21 protein-coding genes are annotated in these 22,382 nt (G+C 67.8%); 11 read left to right on the plus strand and 10 right to left on the minus strand.

The features are described 5' to 3' along the window. Nucleotides 1-35 precede the first annotated feature (35 nt). On the plus strand, nucleotides 36-1,295 hold the full coding sequence (locus tag BN2660_RS11310; RefSeq protein WP_141651282.1) for a polysaccharide biosynthesis protein: 1,260 nt from the start codon (nucleotides 36-38) through the stop codon (nucleotides 1,293-1,295). Here the strand turns inward: BN2660_RS11310 and BN2660_RS11315 are convergent. The 4 genes from BN2660_RS11315 to BN2660_RS11330 are packed head-to-tail and all read right to left on the minus strand — an operon-like array spanning nucleotide 1,264 to nucleotide 5,656. Then, entirely contained in the window at nucleotides 1,264-2,190 is a 927-nt protein-coding gene (locus BN2660_RS11315; protein WP_176697169.1) for a glycosyltransferase, read from the minus strand. The two genes, BN2660_RS11310 and BN2660_RS11315, sit on opposite strands and share 32 nt — an antisense overlap. A 14-nt stretch (nucleotides 2,191-2,204) precedes the next feature. After that, on the minus strand, nucleotides 2,205-2,609 hold the full coding sequence (locus BN2660_RS11320) for a DUF2304 domain-containing protein (RefSeq protein ID WP_091231801.1): 405 nt from the start codon (nucleotides 2,607-2,609) through the stop codon (nucleotides 2,205-2,207). Further along, the gene (locus BN2660_RS11325) at nucleotides 2,606-3,352 is read right to left on the minus strand and encodes a glycosyltransferase family 2 protein (protein ID WP_091231804.1); all 747 of its coding nucleotides are present in this window, start codon (nucleotides 3,350-3,352) and stop codon (nucleotides 2,606-2,608) included. The genes BN2660_RS11320 and BN2660_RS11325 overlap by 4 nt, the downstream gene beginning before the upstream one ends. A 36-nt stretch (nucleotides 3,353-3,388) precedes the next feature. Beyond that, nucleotides 3,389-5,656, minus strand: a complete 2,268-nt coding sequence (locus tag BN2660_RS11330; protein ID WP_141651283.1) for a hypothetical protein — start codon at nucleotides 5,654-5,656, stop codon at nucleotides 3,389-3,391. A gap of 105 nt (nucleotides 5,657-5,761) precedes the next feature. Here BN2660_RS11330 and rfbA point away from each other — a divergent pair, with 105 nt between their 5' ends. The 7 genes from rfbA to BN2660_RS11365 all read left to right on the plus strand — a co-directional run bounded on the left by rfbA (nucleotide 5,762) and on the right by BN2660_RS11365 (nucleotide 13,954). Further along, nucleotides 5,762-6,631 carry a glucose-1-phosphate thymidylyltransferase RfbA gene (gene rfbA, locus BN2660_RS11335; RefSeq protein WP_091231810.1) on the plus strand — a complete coding sequence of 290 codons (870 nt, stop codon included), beginning with the start codon at nucleotides 5,762-5,764 and terminating at the stop codon, nucleotides 6,629-6,631. Continuing rightward, nucleotides 6,631-7,629 carry a dTDP-glucose 4,6-dehydratase gene (rfbB, locus tag BN2660_RS11340; RefSeq protein ID WP_091231813.1) on the plus strand — a complete coding sequence of 333 codons (999 nt, stop codon included), beginning with the start codon at nucleotides 6,631-6,633 and terminating at the stop codon, nucleotides 7,627-7,629. The genes rfbA and rfbB overlap by 1 nt, the downstream gene beginning before the upstream one ends. A 3-nt stretch (nucleotides 7,630-7,632) precedes the next feature. Then, nucleotides 7,633-9,048 (plus strand): sugar nucleotide-binding protein, encoded by a 1,416-nt coding sequence (locus tag BN2660_RS11345; RefSeq protein WP_091231816.1) that lies wholly within the window; start codon nucleotides 7,633-7,635, stop codon nucleotides 9,046-9,048. Beyond that, nucleotides 9,045-11,189, plus strand: a complete 2,145-nt coding sequence (locus BN2660_RS11350) for an acyltransferase family protein (protein WP_176697170.1) — start codon at nucleotides 9,045-9,047, stop codon at nucleotides 11,187-11,189. Before BN2660_RS11345 ends, BN2660_RS11350 begins: the two co-directional genes overlap by 4 nt. Before the next feature lie 92 nt (nucleotides 11,190-11,281). Beyond that, a complete protein-coding gene (gene glf, locus BN2660_RS11355) occupies nucleotides 11,282-12,418 on the plus strand; it encodes a UDP-galactopyranose mutase (RefSeq protein ID WP_091231822.1) in 1,137 nt (378 codons plus the stop codon). Nucleotides 12,419-12,428: 10 nt separating this feature from the next. Further along, nucleotides 12,429-13,220, plus strand: a complete 792-nt coding sequence (locus BN2660_RS11360; protein ID WP_091231825.1) for an ABC transporter permease — start codon at nucleotides 12,429-12,431, stop codon at nucleotides 13,218-13,220. Continuing rightward, on the plus strand, nucleotides 13,220-13,954 hold the full coding sequence (locus BN2660_RS11365) for an ABC transporter ATP-binding protein (RefSeq protein WP_091231828.1): 735 nt from the start codon (nucleotides 13,220-13,222) through the stop codon (nucleotides 13,952-13,954). Before BN2660_RS11360 ends, BN2660_RS11365 begins: the two co-directional genes overlap by 1 nt. Nucleotides 13,955-13,985: 31 nt before the next feature. Here BN2660_RS11365 and BN2660_RS11370 read toward each other — a convergent pair whose 3' ends face one another. Genes BN2660_RS11370 through pseB form a run of 3 tightly spaced genes read right to left on the minus strand, consistent with a single transcriptional unit; the run spans nucleotide 13,986 to nucleotide 16,830 of the window. Beyond that, the gene (locus tag BN2660_RS11370; protein WP_091231832.1) at nucleotides 13,986-14,717 is read right to left on the minus strand and encodes a cytidylyltransferase domain-containing protein; all 732 of its coding nucleotides are present in this window, start codon (nucleotides 14,715-14,717) and stop codon (nucleotides 13,986-13,988) included. Further along, nucleotides 14,714-15,838 (minus strand): DegT/DnrJ/EryC1/StrS family aminotransferase, encoded by a 1,125-nt coding sequence (locus BN2660_RS11375; RefSeq protein ID WP_091231835.1) that lies wholly within the window; start codon nucleotides 15,836-15,838, stop codon nucleotides 14,714-14,716. Before BN2660_RS11375 ends, BN2660_RS11370 begins: the two co-directional genes overlap by 4 nt. A 2-nt stretch (nucleotides 15,839-15,840) precedes the next feature. Beyond that, nucleotides 15,841-16,830 (minus strand): UDP-N-acetylglucosamine 4,6-dehydratase (inverting), encoded by a 990-nt coding sequence (pseB, locus tag BN2660_RS11380; RefSeq protein ID WP_091231838.1) that lies wholly within the window; start codon nucleotides 16,828-16,830, stop codon nucleotides 15,841-15,843. Nucleotides 16,831-16,941: 111 nt separating this feature from the next. Between pseB and BN2660_RS11385 the strand changes: the two genes are divergently transcribed. After that, nucleotides 16,942-18,489 carry a bifunctional UDP-2,4-diacetamido-2,4,6-trideoxy-beta-L-altropyranose hydrolase/GNAT family N-acetyltransferase gene (locus tag BN2660_RS11385; RefSeq protein WP_176697171.1) on the plus strand — a complete coding sequence of 516 codons (1,548 nt, stop codon included), beginning with the start codon at nucleotides 16,942-16,944 and terminating at the stop codon, nucleotides 18,487-18,489. On the opposite strand, the gene pseI is transcribed toward BN2660_RS11385, so the two are convergent. Further along, nucleotides 18,470-19,531 (minus strand): pseudaminic acid synthase, encoded by a 1,062-nt coding sequence (pseI, locus tag BN2660_RS11390; protein WP_255305135.1) that lies wholly within the window; start codon nucleotides 19,529-19,531, stop codon nucleotides 18,470-18,472. The genes BN2660_RS11385 and pseI overlap by 20 nt on opposite strands. A gap of 91 nt (nucleotides 19,532-19,622) precedes the next feature. On the opposite strand from pseI, the gene BN2660_RS11395 reads away from it, so the two are divergent. Together BN2660_RS11395 and BN2660_RS11400 are read left to right on the plus strand one after the other, a co-directional pair. Next, nucleotides 19,623-20,321: a glycosyltransferase family 29 protein gene (locus BN2660_RS11395; protein ID WP_218054114.1), complete on the plus strand. Its 699-nt coding sequence runs from the start codon at nucleotides 19,623-19,625 to the stop codon at nucleotides 20,319-20,321. Between the two features lie 110 nt (nucleotides 20,322-20,431). Further along, a complete protein-coding gene (locus BN2660_RS11400) occupies nucleotides 20,432-20,761 on the plus strand; it encodes a hypothetical protein (protein ID WP_091231845.1) in 330 nt (109 codons plus the stop codon). A 45-nt stretch (nucleotides 20,762-20,806) separates the two neighbouring features. On the opposite strand, the gene BN2660_RS11405 is transcribed toward BN2660_RS11400, so the two are convergent. Then, nucleotides 20,807-21,403, minus strand: coding sequence for a hypothetical protein (locus tag BN2660_RS11405; protein ID WP_091231849.1), 597 nt, complete (start codon nucleotides 21,401-21,403; stop codon nucleotides 20,807-20,809). Between the two features lie 5 nt (nucleotides 21,404-21,408). Next, nucleotides 21,409-22,365 carry a glycosyltransferase family 2 protein gene (locus BN2660_RS11410; protein ID WP_091231851.1) on the minus strand — a complete coding sequence of 319 codons (957 nt, stop codon included), beginning with the start codon at nucleotides 22,363-22,365 and terminating at the stop codon, nucleotides 21,409-21,411. Nucleotides 22,366-22,382 lie beyond the last annotated feature (17 nt).

Genomic DNA, 22,382 nt, shown 5'->3' on the forward strand with positions numbered 1-22,382 from the left:
TCTCTTCATGAACACGGGCGCATACACTGGGGGGGATGCGGTCACTCATGCTCAGGCTCGCGGGCTTCACGGGCGCCCCGGTTCTCTCAGCGCTCGCACCTTTCATCATACTTCCGGTCATCTCGCGGATCGTGGGAGACGAGGGGTGGGCGAACTTCTCAGCCGGTCAGTCGATCGGGATCCTCGGCATGGTGGGCGTGCTCTTCGGCTGGGGGATCCTCGGGCCGGTCCGCGTCGCCCGCAGCGACTCCCGGGCCGAACGGGCCGTCATCCTGCATGAGAGCCTCCGATCGCGTCTGATCCTGGCCGCCGTGGTGATGCCTCTCGCGGGCATCGTCGCCGCAGCCGTCTCCGGACCGGCGTACCGCGTCGAGACCATCGCCGTGGCTGTCGCCATGACCGCGTCCGGGCTCACGCCTGCCTGGTTCTGCATCGGTCAGGGGGATGCGCGCGGGCTGATGATCTTCGATGCGCTGCCGAAGCTCGCTGCATCCCTCATCGCCCTTCCGCTGATCGCGTTCTGGGGGGCGATCCTCGCGTACCCGGCCCTGCTGCTGGCTCTCTGTCTTCCCGCGTATGCGATCCACGCGTGGCTCAATGCACACGCCCGTCTGCGCGAGGAGCGGCGGACCCCCGCGTTCCGACGCATCATCAGGATGCTCGCTCCGACCGCCGCGATCGACGCGACCGGCAACGCGTACGGCTCGACCTCCATCCCGATCGCGACCGCCGGCCTCGACGCCGCCGACGCCAGCGCGTTCGCGTCGGCGGACCGTGCCTACAGGATCGGCACCCTCCTCATCGTCGCCGTCGGGAATGCCCTCCAGGCCTGGGTCCTCGACCGCTCCGCCGTCGACGCCCGCGCGCGCCAGAGGTTCGCCCTCATCGCCCACGGGGCGCTGGGGATGCTGGGAGGATTCGCCATCGCCCTCCTGGGGCCCTGGGCCACCGCCCTCGTCTTCGGTCCGAAGGTGGCTGCCGATCCGCTGCCGTGCGCGTTCTTCGGCATCGCGTTCTTCTGCATCTCGATGGCGACGCCGCTCATCCGGAACCTCCTGATCCCGGCGAACCGCGCGCGTGTGGTCTTCATGGCGACCATCACCGCGGCGGTGGTCGGTCTGACCATCATGCTCGCGGGATCGTTCCTCGGCGCGGCCGAGGTCATCGCCATGGGAGTGGCGGCATCCGAATTCGCGGCGCTCGTCGTGCTCGCGGGGCCCGCGCTGTCGACCTATCGTCGGGGTGCGTCGGAGGCCGACGGAGTCACTCCGGCTGCCGTTCCGCCCGCCATGTGATCGCCGCGGCCTGAGCCGCCAGATCGGCCGGCATCCGGCCACCCCTCCCCGCACGGCCGTCCTGAGTGCCCCGGCGCAGCAGGACCCACATCGGTCTGCGCGGCTTCGCGAGGGCGAGGGCCACCAGGAAGTAGATCCGGTCAGCGAGTCCTTCCCGGATCAGCCGGGAACGGAAGCGGCGGTGGCGCCGATCGATGATGATCCGATTGCGAGCCCGGTAGTAGTACCGGAAAGGGGTACTGAGCGTCACCGCCGGAAGCAGGGCGCCGAGCGGACCGCGCAGGCGATAGCGTGCGCCCAGCCGATGCTCCAATCTGGATCCTCGCGAGACGATGCACGGGAGCCCGGCCGCTGCGCAACGGAGTTCGAAGTCGGTGTCCACGAGGTCGATGAAGAGATGTTCGTCCATCATGCCCACGCGATCGAGGACGTTCACGGGGATCAGCATCCCTGACTGGATCGCATGGGAGGCCAGAACCGGCGACGATGCGTCGGAGGCCTCGGCTTGGCTGACATCGGCGAAGTACTCCGGCACCACCGGTCCGGCGGCGAAACTCGCGGCGGTCGCCGCGTCGTGAGCGGTCATCAACTCTTCGACGTAGGTCGAGGAGACCTCCGAATCCTGGTCGAAGGTGACGATCAGATCCGCCCCGGCTTCTCGCGCGCGACGGATGCCGGCGTTCAACGCCGCGCCGATTCCGGAGTTCTCCGTCAGTGCGAGAACGTCGTGGCCGAGGCGGCGCACAGCCTGGAGGACGTCTTCGACGTCGGGACCGCTGCCGTCATCGACCACGACGATGCCATCGACCTGCGGCGCGAGCTGCGCGAGGAGGGGCGGGGTGCTGTCGGGCCGGTAGACCGTGACCACCGCCCACGCGCTCGCCCGCGACGGCACGGGTACCTCCGTGCTCACGAGACGGGCGGCGGCGCGGAGCCGTCGTGACCGGCCTGCAGACGGGATTCGAGGGCTTCGAGGCGTTCGCTCAGGACCTCGATCTGCGTCCGGGACAGAGCGGCTTCCTCTGCGACTCGTCTGATCTCGTCCTCAGCCTGGGAGATCTCCCACGACAGGTGCAGAGAGACACCGAGCAGCAGCACGATGGCGAGCGAGAAGAGGAGGTTCGCCGGGACTTGTACGCCGAGCGTCGCGGTCGCCCACAGGAGGAGTTGCGGGAAGAGTCCGAGGATGAGCACGCAGAGAGCGATCACGATCCACATGACCGCGTACTTCTCTCGGATCCGACGGGCGATGAGCATCCAGAGGACGAGCACGAGAATCGCCAGCGAGAGAGCGATTCCGACGAAGATGATCATGCGGGGGTCTCTCCCGAGATGCTGCGCGGCCGTGTGATCGAGCCGCGGACGAGTGCGAGGCCGAGTGCGAACACCGACCTCAAGAGGTAGATCGATGCGCCGATGGGGCCTTGGCTGGGCGTGCCGTGCGTGCGCGGTCGCATCGCCACGGGGATCTGGGTCGCCGTGAGGCCTGCATGACATGCGGCGACGAGGGAATCGATCGTGTCGCCGAGATACTCGGCCGGGTAGTAGTCGACGTACTGGGCGATGGCGCGCCGGTTCGCCGCGCGGAAACCGCTGGTCACGTCCGTGAGGCGTGTCTTGGCGACCTTGGAGACGGTCCTCGCCAGGAAGACCATCGCCCACCGGCGCGGTCCCTTCACCGAGTAGTCGCCCACGTCGGCGAAGCGCGCTCCGATCGAGATGTCGGCAGCCTCCAGCCCGCTGAGCACCCTGTCGATGTCGGCGGGATTGTGCTGTCCGTCGGCGTCGACCTGAATGGCCCGCTCGTACCCCATGCGCTGGGCGTACGTGAATCCGGTGCGCATCGCGCCGCCCACCCCGAGATTGAACGGCAGCGTCATAACGCGTGCGCCGGCAGCCCTGGCCACCTTCGCGGTGTCGTCCGTCGAGCCGTCGTCGATCACGAGCACATCGTACGAAGGGCTCGCCTGCAGGATCTCCGTGACGGTCGCTCCGACGTTCCTCGCTTCATTCCAAGCAGGCACGATGACCAGCGTCTGATCCTTCGCAGAGTTCATGCTTCTACGATCCCACAGTCGCGGAGGTTCTCCGGCTCACGGAATCGGGGTGCCGATCGAATACCCGGCCTTGAGGTCGGCAGCGAGCGTGATGATCGGCGGCAGGCTTCCCTGACCGAGGCGCACGAGGCTCGCGTACGACTGGACGTGGTGGAGCTGAGCGTCGGTGTACCGGTACACCTCGCCCTCTCCGGCGAACTGCACGAAGGTGCCGCTCGCGAGGACGGGAGACCCGAACTTGTACATCGACTTCCAGTCCGACTTGAGCTCGAGGACCGAGGGGACGCGGCCCCCGTTCAGCGTCAGAAGCGTGGCGTAGTCCCGGACGTGGCGAAGCTGACCGGCGGAGTTCTGATAGACCTCCGACTGTCCGGTGAACTTCACGAAGACACCGTCCTCGAGGTGGGGGCCCGTCAGGAAGTCGTTCACAGTGGCACGCGACCAGTTCACGAGAGTGAGCGGGCGCGACCCGTTGAGCTGCTGCAGAAGCGCATAGCTCCGGACATGACGCAGCTTGCCGCCCTCCAGTGCGTACACCTCGGGGGACGCGGGCACCTGGAAGAACAGCGGAGAGGCCTGGGACGACGACGAGACGGTGAAAGCGCCGCAGTCCGGGGCTGAGAGCTTGACGGGGGTGACGCCGCCCAGCGCAGTCCCAGAGACCGCCACGAGTCGGCCGGCGGAGGCCACATACGTGGTGGCGCCGCACTGGACGATGGGCGTCAGGCTGCCGGCGAGACGGGGATTGGGCGCCAGCGACGCATCCGGCAGGATGGCGTAGCTCGTCGCTCCGAACTCGCCGGCCAGCGCGAAGCTGGGGATGCGCAGCAGGCTGCCGCTCGGGAGAGCCACCTGCACGTCGCCGGACGAAGCCGCGCGCACCAGGGTGTTCGCCGCGATGATCGCGGGACCGTGCGGAAGGGCCTTCGCGGGGGCCGACGGCATGTAGGCGACGTAGCCGGGCGTGCCCTTGGACACCGACTGCCAGGTGGCGTAGGTCGCGATGTGGCGTTTGGTGCCCTTGTCGAAGAGGTAGAGCTCTGGGCCGTCCCACACGCGGAAGAAGTCGGCGACGTCCGCGCCCGGGGTGAACCGGTCGAGCAGCGACGCGTCCACGTTGACGTACGACGGGAAGGAGTACCCGAATCTCGTGATCTGGTCAGGGCTGGTGAACCGATGCTTGGTTCCGTCGGGATCGAGGATGTAGAGAGTCCCGGTGCGCGCATCGTGCACGTAGCGGGAGACGTCCGACCCGGTGGGAATCCGGTCGACGTACGAGGCCGGAACCGATGCGACGCCTCCGAGCCGCGACTGGAAGGCGGCCAGGTCCTCCAGGTTGCCGACTCGCCACTTGAGCCCGCCGGAGAGCAGATACACATTCGTCTGCCCCACGCCCTGCACGAGCGGCGCGGACTGGGTGCTGCCGAACCAGTCGGTGAAGAACTGGTAGAAGTTCCGGTTCCCGTGCGCGGAGCAGTTGTCGCCCTCGCCGTATCCCGCGAGGATCGCGGCGCGGTTCGGCTGGTACGGCGTGTAGTAGTACAGTGCGGCCGTCGCCGTGTTCTCGACGTACACGGGGGAGGAGCCGCAGGCGCGATCGGGGTTGTACAGGATGTTCCACGTCTTGCCCGGCGCGTAGTAAGTGAACCAGCGGCCCTCGGCGTAGATCTTCATCTGACGCGCGGCGCCGTACACCTGATAGAAGAAGCCGGCGTAGTTGGGGTCGCAGCCTGCGGTGTCGGGGCATCCCTGGCCCATCGCGGCGTTGAAGCGGCCGATGCCGGGGTAGGTCATCGTGACGAGGCTCTGCTCCTTCTCGAGCATGACGATGAGCACCTGCGGATTGATGCCGCACGATTGCGCCACCTTGTAGATGATCGTCGCGGCGGACTCGTTGCCGGCGCCTGCATACCCTCGGCAGTAGTTGTCGGCGGGCCGCGTCGGCGTGTTCTGGCGCCAGTCCTTCAGACACGTGTACCCGGAACGGCACGCCTTCACCTTGCCGCGCAGGAAGCTGTCGATCTGGCCGACATCCATCGTCGCGGGATTGAAGAACACGGCGTCGGCGATGATGTTGCCCGGTCGGAAGAGCGCGAGATTCGCCGTCTTGGCTATCCCGGTCGCGGCTGACCCCTGCGCGGCCGCGACTGTCGCGCTCGACGCCACGGTCGAGAGGGCGCCGGAGGACGGCACCGGCGCAGCGCTCGCTGCGGTCGGGGTCGCGACGAGGAGCGAGACGGAGAAGACGATGGCCGCCGCGCTGGCGATGAGGCCGCGCACACGTGGGGATTTTGAGCCGGTCACCTGCTCATTGTGACGGAAATCAACTGATGATGCCAGTGTGATCAGTGTGGCGCAAGTCCACCGTGGCTTTGGGGGCTCCCAGTCGGGGTGTGGCACGATATGGGGGTGAAAGGCATAATCCTCGCCGGCGGCTCCGGAACCAGACTGCACCCGATCACGATCGGCATCTCCAAGCAGCTCATTCCGGTGTACGACAAGCCGATGGTCTACTACCCGCTCTCGACGCTCATGCTTGCGGGGATCAAGGACATCCTGATCATCACCACCCCGCACGACGCGGAGCAGTTCGAGCGTCTCCTCGGCGACGGATCGCAGTTCGGAGTGAACCTGACGTTCGCTCAGCAGCCGTCTCCGGACGGACTCGCTCAGGCCTTCGTGATCGGCGCCGACTTCATCGGCGACGACAAGGTCGCTCTGGTCCTCGGCGACAACCTGCTCTACGGACCCGGTCTGGGCACTCAGCTCAAGCGGTACACCGACGTCGACGGGGGAGCCGTGTTCGCCTACTGGGTCGCCGAGCCCTCCGCCTATGGAGTGGTCGAGTTCGACGCGGAGGGGCGCGCCGTGTCCCTCGAGGAGAAGCCCGCCCAGCCGAAGAGCAACTACGCGGTTCCCGGACTCTACTTCTACGACAACGACGTCGTCGAGATCGCCCGGACGCTCGAGCCCAGCGCCCGTGGCGAGTACGAGATCACCGACGTGAACCGCGCCTACCTCGAGCGCGGGAGCCTGCAGGTGGAGGTGCTTCCGCGCGGGACGGCGTGGCTCGACACCGGGACATTCGACCAGATGTCGGATGCCGGGGACTACGTCCGCACGATGGAGCGCCGTACCGGCCTGCGCATCGGCGTACCCGAAGAGGTCGCCTGGCGTCAGGGCTTCCTCACCGACGGGCAGCTGCGCGAGCGCGCCGAGAAGCTCGTGAAGTCGGGCTACGGAACCTATCTGCTCGAGACACTGGAAAGAGGTCGCTGATGTCGAACATCCTCGTCACCGGCGGCGCCGGCTTCATCGGGTCCAACTTCGTGCACTACGCGGTCGCGAACACCGAGCACACCGTCACCGTCCTCGACGCGCTCACGTACGCCGGCAACCGGGCGTCGCTCTCCGGGCTGCCCGAGGACCGGGTCCGCTTCGTCCACGGCGACATCACTGACGCAGAGCTCGTCGACCGGCTCACCGCCGAGGCCGATGCGGTCGTGCACTACGCGGCCGAGTCGCACAACGACAACTCGCTGCACAGCCCGCGGCCGTTCCTCGACACGAACATCATCGGGACGTACACGCTGCTGGAGGCCGCGCGGAAGCACGGCACGCGCTTCCACCACATCTCCACGGACGAGGTGTACGGCGACCTGGAGCTCGACGACCCCGAGCGTTTCACCGAGCAGACTCCGTACAACCCGTCGTCGCCGTACTCGTCGACCAAGGCCGGCAGCGACCTGCTGGTGCGCGCCTGGGTGCGGTCCTTCGGCGTGCAGGCGACGATCTCGAACTGCTCGAACAACTACGGCCCGTACCAGCACGTCGAGAAGTTCATCCCGCGGCAGATCACCAACGTCATCCGCGGCATCCGCCCGAAGCTCTACGGCGCCGGCGAGAACGTCCGCGACTGGATCCACGCGAACGACCACTCCTCGGCCGTGCTGACCATCCTCGAGAAGGGTGAGATCGGCGAGACCTACCTGATCGGCGCTGACGGCGAGCGCAACAACAAGGAGGTCGTCGAGCTGATCCTGGAGGAGATGGGGCAGCCGCGCGACGCATACGACCACGTCACGGATCGAGCGGGGCACGACCTGCGCTACGCGATCGATTCGACCAAGCTGCGCACCGAGCTCGGCTGGTCGCCGCAGTTCGCGGACTTCGAGTCGGGGCTCGCCGCGACGATCCGGTGGTATCGCGACAACGAGTCGTGGTGGGCGCCGTCCAAGGATCAGACCGAGGCCTTCTACGCCTCGAAGGGACAGTGAAGCGTGGGTGACATCGAGTTCGGCAAGCCGTTGAGCAGGACGGAGACGACGATCCCCGGGCTGGTGGTCTTCGATCTCCCCGTGCATGGCGACTCGCGAGGCTGGTTCAAGGAGAACTGGCAGCGCGAGAAGATGACCGCCGCCGGGCTCCCGGACTTCGGTCCCGTGCAGAACAACGTCTCCTTCAACGACGCGGTGGGGACAACTCGGGGCATCCACGCCGAGCCCTGGGACAAGTGGGTCTCGGTCGCCACCGGACGCATCTTCGGCGCCTGGGTGGACCTGCGCGAAGGGCCGACCTTCGGCGCCGTCTTCACGACGGAGCTGGACCCGTCGAAGGCGATCTTCGTGCCTCGTGGCGTCGGCAACTCGTACCAGACGCTCGAGCCGGACACTGCGTACACCTATCTCGTGAACGACCACTGGTCGCCGGACGCCGCATACTCGTTCCTCAACCTCGCGGACGAGACCGCAGCCGTCGAATGGCCGATCCCTCTGTCGGATGCCGAGGTCTCGGCGAAGGACCTCGGTCACCCCCGCCTCGCCGACGTGCAGCCGATCGCCGCACGGAAGACGCTGATCGTGGGCGCCGGCGGACAGCTGGGCACCGCACTGCGTGGCGAGTTCGACGGACTCGACCACGTCGAGTGGACCACTCGCGACGAGTTCGATCTGGGCGCGCCCGATCTCGCCGGCGCGCGGCGCTGGCGCGACTACGACACGATCATCAACGCCGCCGCCTATACGGCGGTGGATCAGGCGGAGACGCCCGAAGGACGCACGGCGTCATGGGCGGTGAACGCCGCCGGCCCCGCTGCACTGGCTCGGATCGCTGCAGAGAACGGCATCACGCTCGTGCACGTGTCGAGCGACTACGTGTTCGACGGGTCCTCGGAGCGGCCCTACCGGGAGAGCGATCCGCTCGGCCCCCTCGGCGTGTACGGGCAGTCCAAGGCGGCGGGAGACCTCGCGGTCTCCACCGCGCCGCGGCACTACATCGTGCGCACCTCGTGGGTGATCGGCAGTGGTGGCAACTTCGTGCGCACCATGGCTTCGCTCGCCGAGCGGGGCATCGACCCCAAGGTCGTGGACGACCAGCGCGGGCGGCTGACATTCGCATCGCAGATCGCCGCGTTCATCCGGCACCTCCTCGAGGTCCGTCCCGACTACGGCGTGTACAACCTCACGTCGGAGGGCGACGTCGTGACCTGGGCGGACATCGCCCGTCAGGTGTTCGAGCTCACGGGCCACGATCCGGCTCGGGTGACCGGAGTCTCCACCGAGGACTACTTCGCCTCGGCATCCGCTCCCGTCGCTCCACGCCCGCTGTACAGCGTCCTCGATCTCGCACGTACGCGGTCCTGCGGATTCGTCCCCCGCCAGAGCGACGAGCTGCTCCGGGAGTACCTCGTTCCGTGAGCTCGCCGCTGCAGACTGCGGAGCGTGCGGCGTCGACACCCAAGGCGCGGGTCTTCCGCACCGATATCCAGGCGCTGCGAGCCGTGGCGATCGGTCTAGTCGTCCTGAACCACCTCTGGCCGCTGCGGCTGACCGGCGGGTACGTGGGCGTCGATGTCTTCTTCGTGATCTCCGGCTTCCTCATCACGGGGCACCTCGTGGGAGAGATGACCAGGACCGGAACGGTGCGGCTGGGTGCCTTCTACGCCCGCCGCATCCGCCGTCTGCTGCCGGCTGCGTTCCTCGTCCTCGTCGCCTCGCTCATTCTGGTGGTGGCATTCCTGCCATACCCCCGGTGGGGCCGGAACGCCTGGGAGATCGCCGCCAGCGCGGGATACGTCGAGAACTGGTTCCTGGCGTCGATGTCGGTCAACTACTCCGCACTCAACGATGCGGCGAGCGTCGCACAGCACTACTGGTCGCTGTCGGTCGAGGAGCAGTTCTACATCATCTGGCCGCTGCTGCTGCTGGGCGCGCTCGCTCTGTCGAAGCGCTCATCGCAGCCGGCATCTCGTCGTTCGGCGCGAGCTCGGACGTCGACGGCACTGATCGTCGTCGTCGCGGGCATCGGCATCCTCTCGTTCGCCTCGAGCATCGTGTACACGGTCATCGCTCCGTCCCAGGCGTACTTCGCCACGTTCACGCGAGGTTGGGAGTTCGCGATCGGCGGGGCCGTCGCGCTCGTCGGCGCTCGCATCCGGTTCTCGCGCCTGACCGCGAACGTCCTCAGCCTCGTCGGCTTCGGGCTCATCGCCTACTCCGCGCTGGTGTTCGACCATGCGACACCCTTCCCTGGCCACGTCGCGCTCATCCCGGTGCTCGGCACTGCGGCGGTCATCATCGCCGGCAATTCGAACGCGTCCCTCTGGCATTCCACTGTGACGGCCTTGCGACCCGTGCAATGGGTCGGCGGAATCTCCTATTCGCTGTATCTCTGGCACTGGCCCCTCATCGTCGCGGCGCCGTTCGTGATCGGCAGCGAGGCAACCACGCTCTCGAAGGCGGCCGTACTGCTTCTCGCGCTCGCACTGGCGGCGCTGACGAAGCGCTACGTCGAGGACGCCGGTCAACGGTGGCGGTTCTGGAGCGGGTCTTCCGCGCGGGCTGTGGGGCTCATGCTCGCAGGAATGCTCGTCGTCGCTGCCCTCGTCACCGCCACCCTCACCTGGTACCACGCGCGGGTCGAGGCCGACAAACCGCCGACGGAGGTGGTCGCGTCGTCCTGCGAGGGGCCGGCGGCCCTCGCCCCCGGCGCCGAGTGCGACGATCGGTTCGGACCCGCCGACTACTCTGTGATGACCTCGGCGAACGAGTACTTCTACACGCCCGAGGAGTGCGGGGAGTTCCTTCCCATCCTCGCCTACGGCGACCAGAAGACCACCCTCGAATGCGACTTCTCCGGCGGCGCGGCGGACCCGACCAGGGTGTGGCTCGTCGGCGATTCGCATGCGCAGCAGTGGCAGGGCGCGATCTTCGATCTCGCCAGAGAACGTCAGTGGATCGTCACCACGAGCTACTACGGAGGGTGCCCGGTGGCGGACGTGTCCTTCGTGGGCTTCCGGGGGGCGTGGGCGCCGGAGGACGCGCAACGATGCGAGACCTGGGCGGGCGACCTTTCGCGGACGATCGAGGAGGAGCGCCCCGACCTCGTCGTCACCGCGATGGCGTCGAGGCTGCAGACGGCCGACGACGGGAGCGGAATCCCGTCTGCGCAGCAGATGGAGGAGGGGCTCGCGGAATACTGGAGATCGTGGGCGTCTGCCGACACCCGGGTGCTCGCGCTCGCCGACCCGCCCTTCAACGGCGAGGTGCGGTCTCCCGATTGCGTGCTCCTGAACGAAGCCGACCCTCTCGTGTGCGCACGCCCGCGCGCTCAGGCGCAGCCTTCCGACCCGGTCGTCGCGGCGGCGCTCGTGGCTGATTCGCCGCTCGTGCGATCCCTGGACCTCACGTCCTCCTTCTGCGACGAGGAATCCTGCTACGCCGTCATCGGAGGCATCCCCGTCTACTACGACGCGGATCACCTCAACCTGGAGTACGTGCGGATGCTGCGGCCGCAGATCGAGGAGTCGGTCGACGCTCTCCTCGATACGGCGGCCTGACAGGTTCCTCGGGGCGGCCTGCCGCTAGAGTGGACTGCTGTGTGCCGCGGCCAGAACCGCGCGTCCCTGAGCCCCAGGCAGAAAGCAGCAATATGGATCTCCTCGTCGTCGGATCGGGCTTCTTCGGCCTCACCATCGCAGAGCGCGCGGCTGATGCCGGCCGCAAGGTCATGGTCATCGACCGTCGTCACCACATCGGCGGCAACGCTTACAGCGAGGCGGAGCCCGAGACTGGGATCGAGGTGCACCGCTACGGTGCCCACCTGTTCCACACCTCGAACGCGACCGTGTGGGAGTACGTCAACCGCTTCACGTCGTTCACGAACTACGTGCACCGCGTCTACACGACGCACAAGGGCACCGTGTTCCCGATGCCCGTGAACCTCGGCACCATCAACCAGTTCTTCCAGTCGGCCTACACACCGGACCAGGCCCGCGCTCTCGTGAAGCAGCAGGCGGGCGAGTTCGATGCGAAGACCGCGGCGAACTTCGAGGAGAAGGGCATCGCCCTCGTGGGTCGTCCGCTCTTCGAGGCGTTCTTCCGCGACTACACGGCGAAGCAGTGGCAGACGGACCCCCAGAAGCTCTCCGGCGACATCATCAGCCGCCTTCCCGTGCGGTACACGTACGACAACCGCTACTTCAACGACACGTGGGAGGGGCTCCCGACCGACGGCTACACGGCGTGGCTCGAGCGCATGGCCGACCACCCGAACATCGACGTCAAGCTCAACGTCGACTACTTCGACGAGTCGCAGCCGCTGAGCAAGAAGGCCACCGTCGGCCAGCTGCCCGTGGTGTACACCGGCCCGGTCGATCGCTACTTCGACTATGCCGAGGGCGCACTGAGCTGGCGCACGCTCGATTTCGAGCAGGAGGTGCTCAACGTCGGCGACTTCCAGGGCACGAGCGTCATGAACTACCCGGACATGGACGTGCCGTACACGCGGATCCACGAGTTCAAGCACTTCCACCCGGAGCGCAAGGACGTATACGAGTCCGACAAGACCGTGATCATGCGCGAGTTCTCCCGGTTCGCGACCCGTGACGACGAGCCTTACTACCCGGTGAACACGGACACCGATCGGCAGGGTCTGCTGGCCTACCGCGACCTCGCGAAGGGCGAGAGGGACGTGCACTTCGGCGGGCGTCTCGGGACGTACCAGTACCTCGACATGCACATGGCCATCGGCTCGGCGCTGTCGCTCTGGAACAACTCGCTCTCGTAGACTCGACACCGTGAGTCACGATGCTGTCGGGGCGCCGGGCACCCCGCGGCGGTACCTGCATTCGCTGTGGCTGCTGTCGGCCCGCGACCTCAAGGTCCGGTACGCGACGAGCTTCCTCGGCTACCTCTGGTCGGTGCTCGATCCGCTCGTGATGAGCGCGATCTACTGGTTCGTCTTCACGCAGGTCTTCCACCGCAGCGTGGGGGAGGACCCCTACATCGTGTTCCTCATCGTGGCGCTGCTGCCCTGGGTGTGGTTCAACTCGTCTGTCGGCGACTTCACCCGTGCGTTCCGCAAGGACTCGCGTCTGGTGCGATCGACCGCGATACCGCGGTCGATCTGGGTGAATCGCATCGTGCTCAGCAAGGGCATCGAGTTCCTGTTTTCGCTCCCGGTGCTCGTGCTGTTCGCCGTGTTCAGCGGTGCCACCGTCACCTGGTCGCTGCTGTGGTTCCCCGTCGCGATGGTGATGCAGACCGTGCTCCTCGTCGGGCTGGGGCTGCTCGTGGCTCCGCTGTGCGTGCTGTACGCCGACCTCGAACGGACGACCGCCCTGATCCTGCGGGCACTCTTCTACGCCTCGCCGGTCATCTACAGCTTTAACGACCTGCCCGCCCCGTTCGACACGATCGGTGCCTTCAATCCGCTTGCCGGGATCTTCACGCTCTACCGGGTGGGTTTCTTCCCCGACCTCTGGGAGCCGATCCCCGTCCTCATCAGCGCGGTGATGTGCGTCGCCATCCTCGCGCTGGGAATGTGGACGTTCCGCGGGCTCGAGCGACCCGTGCTGAAGGAGCTGTGATGCCGCCGGCCATCGAGGTGCGCGGGCTGGGAGTCCGCTTCCGCCGCAACCGCCGGGGACGGCGGAGCTTCAAGGACCTGTTCTCCGGAGCCTCTCGACGATCGCGTCCCGGTGAGTTCTGGGCGCTGCGCGACGTGACGTTCACCGTGCAGCCGGGGGAGTCGATCGGGGTCGTCGGGCGTAACGGCCAGGGCAAGTCGACGCTGCTGCGCCTCGTGGCCGGGGTGCTGCTCTCCGACGAGGGGACAGTGAAGGTCAACGGCGGTGTCGCCCCGCTCATCGAGATCACCGGCGGCTTCGTCGGCGACCTCACGGTGAGGGAGAATGTGCGGCTGACCGCCGGCCTGCACGGCATGTCGCGCGACGAGGTCTCCCGCCGCTACGACGGCATCATCGCGTTCGCGGAGCTCGCCGGTTTCGAGGACACCCCCTACAAGCACCTCTCCAACGGGATGAAGGTGCGACTGGCCTTCTCCGTCGTCTCGCAGCTCGACGAGCCGATCCTCCTCGTGGACGAGGTGCTGGCGGTCGGCGACAAGGCCTTCCGAGACAAGTGCTACAAGCGCATCGACGAGCTGCTCGCCGAGGGACGCACGCTGTTCTTCGTCAGCCACAACGAGCGGGACCTGCGGCGCTTCTGCACGCGCGGGCTCTATCTCGACAAGGGGGAGCTCGTGCTGGACGCGCCGATCACGGACGTGCTCGACCGGTACAACGCGGACTACAACTCCTGAAGCCGGAGGAGTGGGCGAGGGAGCGGGACGCTCATTCTCCGAGCTTCTTCTGCTCCACGTGCGCGTTGATCGACGCGAGCGCCGGATGCTCGTCCAGGATCGCGATGATGTCGGCAGCCCCGAGGGCCGCGGCGTCATGCTTCTCGATGAGCTCCCGTACGACGACGAGGTCGTCGGCGGTATCGACGGTCAGACGGTAGTGAGACGCGTCCGAGGCGTGCAGGACGGCGTGGAGCCGGGTGCGCCCGCTGCGGTTGCGGTACAGGTAGGGCGTCACGTGCTCGCGCTCGGTCGGGTCCGACGATCGGGCGTCGGCGTCGAGGAGCGCGGCGGTCGAGAACACCTCGAAGTCGAAGCCGCGGGGGTAGGTCCGCTCGATCACGTTGGAGACGTACGCCGTCGGGTCATCCAGGTCGGTGTAGCGCCGGACCCCCTCGTCGATGAGGGCCGGGTCGATGAGGGGGCAGTCCGACGTCACCCTGACGACGGCATCCAGGTCGCTCTCGGTCGCCGCTCCGGCGAATCGACTCAGCACGTCCGCCTCGCTGCCGCGGAACACCTCGACGCCGCGGGATCGGGCCAGCGACTCGATCGGGTCGTCCGTCGTGTTCGTGGTCGTCGCCACGACCACGGGAAGGCCCGTTCGGAGCAGCCGGTCGATGTGATGATCGAGCAGTGATCGGCCGCCGGCGGGGAGCAGCACCTTGCCGGGGAGGCGGGTGCTCGTCATCCGCGCCTGCGTGATGATGCCGATCCGTGTCAACGAAGCGCCTCGGTGAGCGCGTCGACGACCTGGTCCACCTGCGAACCCGTGAGCTCGGGGTGGATCGGCAGCGACAGCTCCTCCTGATAGAAAGCCTCCGCATTCGGGCACATGCCGCGGCGGTAGCCGGCGTCCGCGTAGACGGGGTGCCAGTACACCGGCATGTAGTTCACCTGGACTCCGACACCGAGCTCCCGCATACGATCGAAGACCTCGCGACGGCGACCCTCGAGGATCCGCACCGGGTAGAGGTGGCGCATCGCGTCGACATCGCCGCGCTGGACGGGCGTGGTGACCCCATCGATGCCGGCGAGCGCCTCGTCGTACCGGCGGGTGATCTCGGCCCGGCGACGTTTGAAGGCCTCGAGTCGAGAGAGCTGCGAGAGCCCCAGCGCGCACGCGATGTCGGTCAGCCGGTAGTTCACCCCGAACTCGTGCACCTCCTGGTGCCAGCTTCCTTCGCCGAGTACTCGGAAGCGCTCGGGATCACGGACGAGGCCGATGTTGTGGAACTCCTGCGCGCGCTGCGCGATCTCCGGGTCTCTTGCCACGACCGCGCCGCCCTCGCCCGTGGTGAGGTTCTTCGTCGGGAAGAACGAGAGCGTCGTGATGTCGGCCAGGTCGCCGACCGGTCGGCCCTTGTACGTGCTGCCGATCGAGTGCGCTGCGTCGTCGAGCACGAGCGCGCCGACACGCGAGGCGGATGCCGCGAGCCGGTCGTAGTCGGCGGGGTGGCCGGCATAGTCCACCGCGGCGATCACCCGGGTGCTCTCGTCCACGAGTGCATCGACGGCGTCAGGATCGATCAGGGCGGTGTCCGCCTCGACGTCCGCGAAGACTATCCGCGCGCCGAGCATGGATGCCGTCGCCGTCGTCGCGATGAAGGTCATGGGGGTGGAGATCACGACATCACCGGCGGTCACACCGGCGGCCGCGTAGGCCATGTGCAGGGCCGCGGTGCCGGACGTCGCCGTCACTGCCCGGTGCCCGCCCGTGATCTCACCGAGCCGCTTCTCGAACGCGGCGACGGCGGGTCCGGTGGTGAGCCAGTCGCCACGGAGCACGTCGACGACCGCCTGGATGTCGTCCTCGGAGATGGACTGCCGACCGTAGGGGAGCATCGTCAGATCCCCGCCTCGATGATCTCCGCGATCTCCTGCTGCGAATACCACTCGTCGTTGCTGTCGGATCGGTACGCGAAGCCCTCGGGCACCGGCACCGCGTCCCGCGGCACCTGGTAGCCCCAGGAGGCGAGGTCGGGCTGGATGATGAAGTACTTGCCCTCGGCGACGACGACCGCGCGACGTCCCTCTTCGGGGCTGATCATCTCCTCGTGGAGCTTCTCACCCGGTCGCAGGCCCACGTCGACGAGCTCCGCTCCGGGCACGACGGCGTGAGCGAGGTCGGTCACCTTCATCGAGGGGATGCGCGGGACCAGCAGCTCGCCACCCTGCATCAGCTCGAACGTGTCGACGACCATCTCGACGGCCTGGGGCAGCGTGATGAAGAACCTCGTGCACCGCAGGTCGGTGATCGGCAGCGGCTTGCCCTCCGCGCCGAGTCTCTCGAAGAAGGGGATCACCGAGCCGCGGGATCCCATCACGTTGCCGTACCGGACCACCGCGAAACGCGTGTCGTAGGCGGCTGCGTAGTGGTTGCCGGTGATGAACAGCTTGTCGGCCGTGAGCTTCGTCGCTCCGTACAGGTTGATCGGGCTCGACGCCTTGTCGGTCGACAGGGCGACCACGCGCTTGACTCCCGCGTCTATCGACGCCTCGATCACGTTCTGACTTCCGAGGACGTTCGTCTTCACGAATTCGAACGGGTTGTACTCGGCGGTGTCCACCTGCTTGAGCGCGGCGGCGTGCACGACGTAGTCGACGCCGTGCAGCGCCCGGGCGAGGCGGCGCTCGTCGCGGATGTCGCCGATGAACCACCGCAGACGCGGGTCGTCTCCGAACTGCTGCCTGACCTCGTACTGCTTGAGCTCGTCCCGCGAGAAGATGACCAGACGGCGAGGATTGATATGCGTCAGGGCATGGCGGATGAAGGCCTTGCCGAACGATCCGGTGCCGCCGGTGATGAGGATGCTGGAGCCCTCGAGAACCGACACTCTGTCTCCTCAGCGTTGTCGTGTGGCGCGGATTCTCGGGTTGAATCACGCCCGGCCTATCCTATCGGGTGGGTGCGAGCGCGCCCCGGAGCCGGTGATGAAGGGCGAGCCATGGGTCAGCGACGAGCCGTCCTCCACTGCAACGCGAGCACCGAGACCGGCATGGGCCACCTCATGCGCACCCTGACGATCGCCCAGACGGCCAGACGTCGTGGGTGGTCGGTGCGCATCATCGGCGACATCGACGAGGCAGCGGCGGGTCTCGCGTCGCGTGCGGAGCCCGGAGTGGACGTCGAGAGCGTCGCGGGGGCTGCGCTTCCGGCCGCGCTGACGGCTGCGACGATGCAGGCGGACGTCGTGCACGTCGACAGCTATGCAGAGGTGCCCGACCTCGCTTCTTCTCCCGCGCTGATCAGCAACATGCAGGACGGCCCGTTCGGGGTGCGCGCGGCCGACCTCTCCATCGACGCCAATCTCGGCGCGGAGGCCTCGTTCGAGCGGCCGGACCTCAGCAGGAACCCGCTCGCGGGTGTCGACCTCGCGGTGGTCCGCGAACAGGTGCTCCGGCAGAGGGATGCACCGCGCCGGGAGTCGGCCCTGCAGCGGGTCCTGGTCGTGATGGGCGGATCCGATCCGCAGGGACTCACCGCTCGCGTCACCCGCGCGCTCGACGGCATCGCTCGGCCGCTCGCGGTGACCGTGGTGGATCCCCGCGGTCGAGGCGAGGTGCACGCCGCCGCGCAGCACTCCGCGCACGACGTTCGTGTCATCGGATTCGTGGACGACCTGCCCGCCGTGGCGCGCGAGCACGATCTGGTCGTGACCGCCGCAGGGACCTCGGTCTGGGACTTCGCGTGCATGGGACTCCCGATGGCGCTCGTGTGCGCCGTGGACAACCAGCGCCCCGGGTACGACCATGTCGTCTCACGCGGCTTGGCGGTCGGACTCGGTGCCCCGCCCCACGACGACCTGGAGGAGCGGATCGGTGCGCTCGATGCGCTTCTCGCGGACGGCGGTGCGCTCGCCGCTCAGGCCGCGCGGCTTCGACAGACGGTCGACGGGCGGGGTGCCTGGCGGATCGTGGCGTCCTGGGAGCAGCTCGTCGACACCGCCTCGGACACAGTCCCGGACACCGGGCCGGCTCCGGCGTCCGCCGGCTCCCGATCGCCGAGTCCGATGATGGCCAGGGCCGCGACGCTCGACGATGCGCGGATGCTGTTCGACTGGCGCAACGACCCGGCGACCCGCGCCAACTCCCGCACGAGGGGAGCGGTCGACTGGGACGCCCACGTGGCCTGGCTCGCCCGCGTCGTGGGGCACCCCGATCGTCGTCTGCTCATCGTCGAATCCGAGGGGCACCCCGTCGCGACCTCTCGCTGGGATCGGCACTCGGACACCGATTGGGAGCTGTCGATCACGATGGCGCCGGAGTACCGAGGGCGAGGGCTGGCCTCGGCCGTGCTCGCGGCGTCCGAACGCGCGCTCTCGGTCGACGCGCCCACCCGGCTGCTCGCCATCGTGCACGGCGAGAACACGGCATCCCTGCGCCTGTTCCGCGCGAACGGCTACCTGCCGCACCTGCCCCCAGACGGCGACGGCTTTCTCGCCTTCGCGAAATGGCGGCTGGTCGGCAGCAGGACTACAGCAGATCCCAGGTGAGGGGAGTGCCGCGCTCGGCGTCTCGGGTGAAGCGGCGACCGGCGACGAGATCGAACTGATCGGCGGCCAGGCCTCCCGCCGGACGGATGGAGCGCACGTTCGCCGGGCCGACGACGTCTCCGGCGCGGACGTCCGATGTCACGTACAGCGAGCGCCGCAGCGCGAGGACAGCATGCTCCTGAGGGGTCGGTCCGAAGGCGGTCCCGCTGGCTGCGGCGATCCGCGCCTGCTCGGCGGCGTCGACCAGCGCGGCGAACTCGCTCGGACTGAGGGAGAAGTCGGCGTCGACCCCGCCGTCCCCCCTGTCCAGCGTCACATGCTTCTCGATGACGACGGCACCCAGAGTGGCGGCTGCGACGGCGACACCGATCCCCAGGGTGTGGTCCGAGAGACCGATCGGCACGTCGAATGCCTCACGGAGGGTCCGGATGTTGCCGAGCCGTGCTTCCTCCGGGACGGCGGGGTAGGCGGCGGTGCAGGCGAGGAGCACGAGCTGCGTGTTGCCGGCGTCCCGGATCGCGGTCACCGCGGCATCGATCTCGGAGAGCGTGGCCATCCCCGTCGATACGATCATCGGCTTCCCGGTGCGTGCGACCTCTCGCAGGAGGGGAAGGTCGACGATCTCCGCCGACGCCGTCTTGTACAGCTCGACGCCGAGGTCCTCGAGGAACGCGACGGAGCTCGGGTCGAACGGTGTCGAGAACGGGATGAGCCCGTGGGACCTGGCCCGATCGAAGATCTCCGCATGCCATTCCCAGGGGGTGTGCGCCTCCTGGTAGAGGGAGTAGAGGTTGCGTCCGCCCCAGAGATCGTGGTCTCCCGCCACCCGGAACGCGGGGAGGTCGGAGTCGATGGTCAGCGTGTCGGCCGTGTAGGTCTGGATCTTGAGGGCGTTGGCACCGGTCGTCGACACGGCGTCGACGATCGCGAGCGCACGCTCGATGTCTCCGTTGTGGTTCCCCGACATCTCCGCAATGGTGAAGACGGGAGAGCCGGCGCCGATCGTCGCCGCGGAGAGATCGATGGTCTGTGCAGAGGTCACGCCGACAACTCTAGACGCGATGAGTCGCGGCGGTCCCCGCGCCGGTTCCGCTGTTCCTCGCTGACTGCCGCGTCCCCTAAGCTGAGGATCTATGGGGCGTGTGACGGGGCTCGTCGGTGGCGAGCAGGCTACGGCTGAAGAGGCGGCGTTCTACGACCGTCTTCGGCCGCTCGTGGAGTCCTACGGTTCGGCCGCCGGCATCCGGCGTATCGCAGTGGTCGGCAATCAACCCCTCGACCCCTCTGACGAGCGCGCCGCAGTGATCGACTCGGCTGATCTCGTGATCCGGGTCAACGGCTTCCGCATGGACGACGACGAAGGCCCCGCCGCGGTCGGCAGGAGAGTCGACGTGGTCGTCTTCAACCGCGGCGTGCGTCCGACGCCCTGGTTCTTCGCGGACTACACAGACCGGGTGTACCTGATGATCGAGCCCGGGCGGCTCCTGTGGGAGAACCCGAAGCTCCCCGAGTTCTGGCCCGCGGACCTCGGGATCGTGACGATGCCGAATCGCGAGGTCATCCTGCCGTTGGGTGAGGCTCTGGGCGCCGATCCCCGCGCGGGCGGACAGTGGGCGACCACCGGCACGGTCATGCTCTGGATCGCGACCAGGCTCTTCCCCCACGCGACGATCGATGCGACCGGATTCTCGTTCATCGATGCTCCCGACCAGACCTCCTGGAATCATGCGTACGGCGACCCGTCCGCCGTCGGCGCTGAGCATCGCATCGACCTGGAGTCCGCCCTCATGCGCGGCTGGATCGACTCCGGACGCATCAGCTACCACCACTGATCTTCTCCCGATACCCGACCATCGCAATCACCCGAATGATTGAGGACTGAATGCTGAACCGACTCCGCCGCCGCCTTGACACTGTCGTCGAACGCCGCGTGGATCCTCGTGTGGACGCCCGCGTCGATGCGCGCGTGGATGCACGGCTCGCCGAGGCGCTCGCCGCCGTGGACCGCTCCCAGCGCGACTACGACGCCCGCCTGGGCGGCACTCAGGCGGATTTCTCGTACATCCGCTCGGAGTTCGACCGCATCGCGCCGCAGCTGGCCGCGCTCGAGCAGCGCTTCGAGTGGCTCAGGAACCGCCTCGAGCTCGACGAGCCCGACCCGGAGAACGCACTCGTGAGAGCGAGGCTCGAGCATGAGCGGGCGCGACTCCGTCTCGAACTCGCCTCGCACTACGAGGAGCGGCTGCGTCGCCTCGAATCCGGCGAAGCCTGAGCGGCGGTCGCGGCTCCGTTCGCTGAGCGACGCACTCGGCGAGGATCAGAGCCCGACGATGTCGCGAAGCGTCTCCGCCGCGTCGCGGGCCGCGTCCACCGCCGCAGGAACACCGCGCCCCGCGTCGACCGCGTCGCGCAGGTCGGTGAGTCGCTGCGCGTAGGTGCCGAGGGCGTCGCCCCACTCCGCCGCGATCGTGGAGGGTGCGGCTGTCTCCGCCAGGCGCTGCGCATCGGCCTCGAGTGTGGCCACGACGGCCAGAGCCTCATCGCCACTCGTCTCCGAGACGATGTCCAGTCCGACCAGCGCGTCATCGAGGTACACCTGCACCTGACCGCGGAACGCCTCGACCGTGGGGTCCACGGGTGGCGGCGGGGTCGTGATCGGCGTCATCGTCGGCTCAGGGGCCGCCGTCGGCGATGACGACGGCGACACCGATGGGGATGCGCTCGCCGTCGGCGACGCGGAGGGCGAGGCGCCGGGGTCGGGCGACCCTCCGCGCGGCAGCAGGAGGAAGACGAGCACCGCGGCCACGACCAGTCCGGCGACGATGAGTCCGACGATGAGCCAGATCCGCCAGCGGTTGCTCGGCGTCGGATCCGTCGGCGCCCATCGCAGGTCGGGCTGCTGCTCGTCGGTCATGGCTGTCAGCCCTCCAGGGGTGCCATCGGCTGCCAGGAGCGGTCGCGGCTGAGGCGACCGCCTTCCTTGAGCCCGCGGAAGAGGTTGCTCGTCCCGCGCACGGTGCGCTCGACGAAGAACAGGCGGATGAGCTCCTTGGCGAAGGTCATGGCTGTGCCGAGTCCGAACAGCACCGGGTTGTAGGTGCCGTGGACCCGGTAGTACTTCTTGATGTACGCGCGGTTGCGCATGATGTAGAAGCGATAGGCGTTGCTCGAGGCGTTCATGTGGCGGATGCCCATGTCCCATTGCTTGATCTCGCGGGTGCGGCGCAGGACGAACTCGTCCACGATGACGGCCGTGGTCTTGCGCGAGGCGAGCCAGCCGTACATCTGGTCATCCCAGTAGATGAAGAACCGGGGATCCGGGAGGCCGATCTGCTGCACGATCGATCGGTGGATGAACATGCCCTCGAAGCATCCGCTGTTCATCTCCTTGTATCCGGAGTCGTCGAAGCCGGACGGAGCGAACGGGATCGGGATGCCCATGCGCTCCGCGATCCGGTACTGCCAGTAGAACTCACTGCCGTCGTAGTCGTAGCGGCGGCCCTGGATGCTCTTGAACCGCGGTGCCCACTTGCCCATCTTCGCGAGGCCGTCGGGCACGACCTCGACGTCGTCGTCCATCATCCAGATCCACTCGGACCCGAGCTCGTACGCGGTGCGCATGCCCTCGCTGAACCCGCCCGAGCCGCCTGTGTTGGTCTCGAGGCGCCGGTAGACGATCTCGGTCCCCAGCCGCTCGCGGAAGGACTCGACCACGTCGGTGGTGTCATCGGAGGATGCGTTGTCGATGATCACGACGTGGCCGGGCTTCGGGTCCATCGCCGTGATGCTCTCGAGGAGGCCGGTCAGCAGATGCGATCGATTGAAGGTGACGATGACGATCGTCGCGGACGCCGGGTCGAAGGGGACGTGTGTCACGAGGTGGGATCTCCGGA

This window comes from Microbacterium sp. 3J1, from assembly GCF_001049495.1.
Classification (GTDB): domain Bacteria; phylum Actinomycetota; class Actinomycetes; order Actinomycetales; family Microbacteriaceae; genus Microbacterium.